Raw genomic sequence first — 1889 nt, forward strand, 5'->3', positions numbered from 1 at the left:
ATCAACAGGGTTTTCGGTCTCTAAGTACTTTTTAAAGGGAACATCATCGACTCAAATCTCTATTTGCAACAGTGCCAGATCATTTTAGAGCGGCAAAAGGAAGGAATAAAACTCGCCTCTGCTCAGGGGAAGTACAAAGGTCGGGTGCATAAACTAAAGCCTGACCAAGCTGAAGCTTTACGACAAGCATGGAGGGAAGGGAAGTATCCATCAAAAATGGCATTAGGAAAAGCTTTTGGGATTAGTCGTCAGGCGGTATACCGATATTTACAAGTTAGTGAATAGCTTATTGGGATTGGCAACTAAATTTAGTTTAACTTATAAAAATCATGAAACATTGTTCGAATTTTAAGCGTGGAACATAAATAATCAATAAAAAGCCGCTCTGGTACCCTATGCCCCACAACGGCTTGATCTAATATACTGAAATTTAATGATAAATATCAAGTATTTCGTATAAGGTGTATTATGTTAATTTTAGATTTACTAAAACTATTTTTTGAGAACTAGGCTGTTATGGGAACTGTAAAGCTCAAATCTTCTGATGAAGTTTTTCAATTAAAAATTAGTCTGCTAGGTAGTGATCCTGAAATCTGGAGAGCTATTCAAATTTCATCGGCAGCTACTTTATCTAGGCTCCATAAGGCAATTCAATCTGCTTTTGATTGGGAAGATAGCCATTTACATGAATTCACGACTATTCAGCATGAAAAGATCAATAAAAGACAAAAATTGAAAGAAGTTCTACGTGTAGGTAAAAAAATTATATATACATATGATTTTGGCGATTGTTGGGAACATTTGATTACTGTAGAAAGCAGACAATCTCCTGATTTAAATAAAAAATATCCATGTTGTATAGATGGTCAAAATCATGCTCCATTTGAAGATATTGGAGGAATTTTTGGATATCTTGATATTTTAGATGCATTACAAGACCCCAAACATCCAAGATATGACGATTACATGCAAATTATCGAGGATGAAATAGGAGAGATAGAGTTTGATCCGACCTACTTTAATTCACATGATATTAAGTTTTAAACCTGATTTAACATAAGGGCTGTTATACGAAATTGCAACTAAATATAGTTGCAATTATTATTTAAAAGTAACTATACTTAGTTGCAATAGCAGTAGGGCTGAAGTATGGGTAAAACGGAAAAGTTACTGGAAAAATTTGGAAATTCAAAAAATACATTTCCGTATAAAGATTTAGTCGTTTTACTGAATCAGCTCGGCTATGAAAAATTTGAAATGGCAGGCTCTCGTGTCCGTTTTTTTAATACGAAAACTGAACACATGATTTTACTGCACAGGCCACACCCTGAAAATGAAATCAAAGGTGGGGCTTTGAAATCTGTAAAACAGGCACTCAAGCAGGAGGGATTTTTATGAGCTATTTAAAATACAAAGGTTATCTAGGTACAATTGAACCTGATCTTGAAACAGGTGAGTTATTTGGAAAGCTTGCATTTATCCGTGATCTCATCACTTATGAAGCAGAAACATTAAAAACTCTTGAACAAGCTTTTCAGGAATCTGTCGATGGATATTTAGAGTCTTGTGCTGAATTAGGTAAAAAACCCGATCAGCCATTCAAAGGTACATTTAATGTCCGTATTAGTCCTGAGTTACACCGTAAAGCTGTTTTAGCATCAAGTGATAATTCTCTTAATGCTTTTGTAAGCGATGCGATTCAAGAGAAATTAATGCGTTTAGGTGCTTAATTTATTGAAGCCTAGATTGACATCTAAAAATTGAAAAAAATTAGTAAAAAAGGGAGCTTACAGCTCCCTTTTTTGATTTCGCATAAGGTGTATTATGTTAATTTTAGGAAAGGCTCTAGACTAGCAGAATGATTATGTTAGTCTAGAGCCATATAATTA

Annotated in this window: 3 protein-coding genes and 1 pseudogene; all 4 read left to right on the forward strand. The window is 34.3% G+C overall.

Annotated features, from left to right (window positions below):
- Positions 1–75: 75 nt before the first annotated feature.
- Positions 76–285 (forward strand): annotated as a pseudogene (locus PV763_RS17480) (recombinase family protein); the annotation flags it as partial.
- A gap of 231 nt (positions 286–516) precedes the next feature.
- A complete protein-coding gene (locus tag PV763_RS17485; RefSeq protein ID WP_420938288.1) occupies positions 517–1044 on the forward strand; it encodes a plasmid pRiA4b ORF-3 family protein in 528 nt (175 codons plus the stop codon).
- Positions 1045–1149: 105 nt separating this feature from the next.
- Entirely contained in the window at positions 1150–1398 is a 249-nt protein-coding gene (locus PV763_RS17490; protein ID WP_044425274.1) for a type II toxin-antitoxin system HicA family toxin, read from the forward strand.
- Positions 1395–1730: a type II toxin-antitoxin system HicB family antitoxin gene (locus PV763_RS17495; protein ID WP_035270373.1), complete on the forward strand. Its 336-nt coding sequence runs from the start codon at positions 1395–1397 to the stop codon at positions 1728–1730. Before PV763_RS17490 ends, PV763_RS17495 begins: the two co-directional genes overlap by 4 nt.
- Positions 1731–1889: the final 159 nt, after the last annotated feature.

It is taken from the genome of Acinetobacter sp. AS5 (assembly GCF_048957595.1).
GTDB lineage: Bacteria > Pseudomonadota > Gammaproteobacteria > Pseudomonadales > Moraxellaceae > Acinetobacter.